Source organism: Pseudomonas sp. o96-267 (genome assembly GCF_003935465.1).
Classification (GTDB): Bacteria; Pseudomonadota; Gammaproteobacteria; order Pseudomonadales; family Pseudomonadaceae; genus Aquipseudomonas; species Aquipseudomonas sediminis.
On record NZ_RHQP01000074.1, the window covers coordinates 1 to 4,082 of the forward strand.

The following is a 4,082-nucleotide window of genomic DNA, read 5'->3' on the forward strand; positions in this document are numbered from 1 at the left end:
GCATCCAAGCAGCAAGCGCGTTACGCCGTGGGTCGATGTTTGATGTTATGGAGCAGCAACGATGTTACGCAGCAGGGCAGTCGCCCTAAAACAAAGTTAGCCTTATTTCAGTGCCTAATGCTTTAAGTTAAGATGTATGCCAATCAATATTATGGGGTCACATACATGAAGTCTTTGTTGGTATTTGCGCTTTTAGACCTATGACCGTGGACGCGAGATGGCAGAACATAAAATACTTGAAGAAGATTTAGGCATAGATGTATATTTCTGTGACCCACATTCACCCTGGCAAAAAGGCACATGCGAAAATATGAATGGTTTAATTAGGCAATATTTACCTAAAGGGATTGATTTAAATCAGGCAGATCAGCATTATTTAAATCAAGTTGCCATGTCACTGAATACTCGTCCTAGAAAAGCGTTAGATTGGCTTACACCATTAGAGAAATTTGCTCAGCTTGTTGATTATCATAAGACTTTTCAAACTGTCGCACCTCATGTTTGAATTCGCCCCATATTTTTGCTACAGTGAACCTAATTAAGATCATCTATTTACTAGGCCTCGCATTTGCGGGGTTTTTAATGCTGAATAAAAGGAAAACTTGATGGAATTGCCCAATATTATTCAACAATTTATTGGAAACAGCGTTTTAGAGCCAAATAAAATTGGTCAGTCGCCATCGGATGTTTATTCTTTTAATCGAAATAATGAAACTTTTTTTCTTAAGCGCTCTAGCACTTTATATACAGAGACCACATACAGTGTCTCTCGTGAAGCGAAAATGTTGAGTTGGCTCTCTGAAAAATTAAAGGTGCCTGAACTCATCATGACTTTTCAGGATGAGCAGTTTGAATTCATGATCACTAAAGCGATCAATGCAAAACCAATTTCAGCGCTTTTTTTAACAGACCAAGAATTGCTTGCTATCTATAAGGAGGCACTCAATCTGTTAAATGCAGTTGCTATTATTGATTGTCCATTTATTTCAAACATTGATTATCGGTTAAAAGAGTCAAAATTTTTTATTGATAACCACCTCCTTGACGAGATAGATCAAGATGATTTTGAGGCTGAATTATGGGGAGACCATAAAACTTACATAAGTCTATGGAATGAGTTAAATGAGACTCGTGTTGAAGAAAGATTGGTTTTTTCTCATGGCGATATCACGGATAGTAATATTTTTATAGATAAATTCAATGAAATTTATTTTTTAGATCTTGGCCGTGCTGGGTTAGCAGATGAATTTGTAGATATATCCTTTGTTGAACGTTGCCTAAGAGAGGATGCATCGAAGGAAACTGCGAAAATATTTTTAAAGCATTTAAAAAATGATAGACCTGACAAAAGGAATTATTTTTTAAAACTTGATGAATTGAATTGATTCCAAGCAATATCTAAAAATACTTAACTGTCTTTTTAAGTTGCTAAGTTTTAAATAAATAAGTGAAAAAAGTTAGTGAAGCTACTGATTTAAAGCTTTATATAGCCAATGAATCTAAATTTTGGTTTTTAAAATGAACTTATTTAAAATAGCTAAAGCTGTTTATTAGCTTAACTTGTGATTTAAGTTTTTTTGAATATAAAATTGTTAATTTATTAGCTTTACAAGTTTATTTAAATTTCATCGTGCAACATTTTTAACAAAGCGTATAGGAAGTTCAAACGCCCTTTTCGGGCAGTCTGCTGGGTAGGCGGCGGTCGCGCAAGCCCCGTTTTGGGCACGGATCGGACGTCTGTGAGTGGGATTTCGGCATCGCGGGGCCACGCAGCGGCGTTGTCAGCAGCCATGCTTCGCTGATTCCCGACAGCGGGCCGAGCGCCGCCCTGCGGATCGTGGCCGCATCGGCTCGGATTCCGGTTTCGCCGTCGGCTGTGCAGCCGGCAGATCGTCACGCGGCTTGCACTGGCGGCGCGCGCGCTGCGGGCCTGTAGTGCGCTTCTTCCCGCGCGCCGTGCTTCTCGAAGTGGGCGAGGATGGCGCGGATGGCGGTGGGTTCCTCGATGCTGGCGACGATCCGCACGGTGCCACCGCAGTGGACGCAGGCGGTGACGTCGATGGAAAAGACCCGCTTGAGCCGTTGCGCCCAGCTCATCGCACGGCGCTTCTCCTCGGGGCTGCGCGGCGCGTCGTGGGCGCTGACGTCCACTGGCGCCGCATCGCCCGCAGGCCGCTTGCCGCGCCCCGAGGGCGTCAGCTGCGCACGCAGGTTTGCATTCGGGGCGAATACGCCGTGGAAGCGGGTGAGATGCGCGCGAGGTGGCGGGACCAGCGCCGCCAGCTTGGCGATGAAATCCACCGGATCCCATTCCACATGCGTGGTGCCATTGCGCCACGGGGTCTTGAGCTGGTAACGCACCCTGCCCTGGAGCGCTATCGACAGCCGCTTCTCGCTGATCGCCGGGCGCGTGATGTAGCGGCACAGCTTTTCCAGCTTGTGGCTTTCGTGTGCTTCGGCCGCCACGCCGGCATGCAGTGAGAAGCCGCCGACCTTGCCGGCTTCGCCCTCCAGCGAACCGGCGTCACCGGGCAGCGTTTGCAGCGTGACGACCTTGCAGCCAGCGTCGCGGCCGGTGGCGATGCGGTAGGTGATCGAACTCATCCGCAGCCCATCCATGCTGTCGTCGCCTGCAGCGCTGTCTGCCAGGAAGGCCGATTCGCCCTCCCCTTCGAGCCAGCCTTTGCGCGTCAGGTGCCGACACACCCGGTGCGCGATGGTAGCTGCCAGCTGGGTCAACTGCGCGGTGGTGGGCGCACGGGCGCGGTGCAGGCGCAGTTCGCGCCGCGGCAGCTCGGTGGCTTCCACGTACACGCCGTCGAGCCACAGCATGTGGAAGTGGATGTTCAGGTTCAGCGCGCTGCCGAAACGCTGGATCAGCGTCACCGCGCCGCACTGGGCGCTGGCGCGGTCGATGCCGGCTTGATCGGCCAACCAGCCGGCGATCACGCGCTGCACGATGCCCAGCACCGGGCCAATGGCTTCTGGCTTGCTGGCGAACAGGAAACGCAAGGGGTACGGAAAGCTCAGCACCCATTGCCGCACAGGCCGCGGGCCGAACACCTCCTCGACCAGGTGCCGCGCACTCTCGGCCATGCGTCGCGCGCCGCAACTCGGGCAGAACCCGCGCTTCTTGCAGGAGAAGGCCACCAGCCTCTCTGCACGGCAGTGCTCGCACACCACCCGCAGGAAGCCGTGCTCGAGTACGCCGCAACGCAGGTAGGCATCGAACGCCTCGCGGACATACCCGGGCAGCGAGCGGCCCTCCGCTTCGATCCGTGCAATGAAGTCCGGGTAGTGCGCCTCTACCAACGCGTACAGCAGCGTGCGCTCGGGCGCGTGGCGCGCGTACCGCGAACCGGTGTGGGCGGACGGCAGTGGCGCGCATCCCGCGGCTTGCCGCCGGGATGTGGCGAGGCGCGGCACGCAGCGCTCCGGTGCGGGGACGGCTGCTCAGTGTTGCGCCTGTGTTCGCACGTTCGTATCGGTGCGTTCTGATCTTCGCGTCAGACATTGCCGCGGCGCGGGCACAACAAAAAGCCCGGCATCGCTGCCGGGCTCCGGCCCCGTCCTTGGGGCCTTGATGTCGGGTCGTTGCCGGGATCGGACCGCGCTGGCGCGGTCCGGTTCCCTGACGACCGGGCCAACCGGATCAGAAATCCATGCCGCCCATGCCGCCCATACCGCCAGCACCCGGCATGGCCGGCTCTTCCTTCTTCGGCACTTCGGCCACGACCACTTCGGTCGTGATCGCAAGGCCGGCGACGGAAGCGGCGTGCTGCAGGGCCGAGCGGGTCACCTTGGTCGGGTCCAGGATGCCCATGGCGATCATGTCGCCGAACTCGCCGGTGGCGGCGTTGTAGCCGTAGCTGCCTTCGCCGGCCTTGACGTTGGCCACGATCACGCTCGGTTCTTCACCGGCGTTGGCCACGATGGCGCGCAGCGGGGCTTCCAGCGCACGGCGGGTGATGGCGATGCCCAGGTTCTGGTCTTCGTTGATGCCCTGCCAGGGCAGATCCGTGCACAGCACCTTGCCGTAGAAGAACAGCAAGGCCGCCAATGCCTGACGATGCGTGGAGACC

General features: G+C 54.4%; 3 protein-coding genes and 1 pseudogene. 2 read left to right on the forward strand and 2 right to left on the reverse strand.

Annotation, left to right across the window (positions count from 1 at the left end):
• Positions 1-196: 196 nt before the first annotated feature.
• Both EGJ86_RS24685 and EGJ86_RS24690 read left to right on the forward strand, forming a co-directional pair.
• Positions 197-542: pseudogene (locus EGJ86_RS24685) on the forward strand (IS30 family transposase); the annotation flags it as partial.
• A gap of 63 nt (positions 543-605) precedes the next feature.
• Positions 606-1,385 carry an APH(3')-VI family aminoglycoside O-phosphotransferase gene (locus tag EGJ86_RS24690; RefSeq protein ID WP_000422634.1) on the forward strand — a complete coding sequence of 260 codons (780 nt, stop codon included), beginning with the start codon at positions 606-608 and terminating at the stop codon, positions 1,383-1,385.
• A 508-nt stretch (positions 1,386-1,893) separates the two neighbouring features.
• Here EGJ86_RS24690 and EGJ86_RS24700 read toward each other — a convergent pair.
• Both EGJ86_RS24700 and EGJ86_RS24705 read right to left on the reverse strand, forming a co-directional pair.
• A complete protein-coding gene (locus EGJ86_RS24700; RefSeq protein ID WP_022742855.1) occupies positions 1,894-3,378 on the reverse strand; it encodes an IS91 family transposase in 1,485 nt (494 codons plus the stop codon).
• A gap of 274 nt (positions 3,379-3,652) precedes the next feature.
• On the reverse strand, positions 3,653-4,082 hold a 430-nt coding region (locus EGJ86_RS24705), incomplete at its 5' end, for a TCP-1/cpn60 chaperonin family protein (RefSeq protein WP_032483113.1).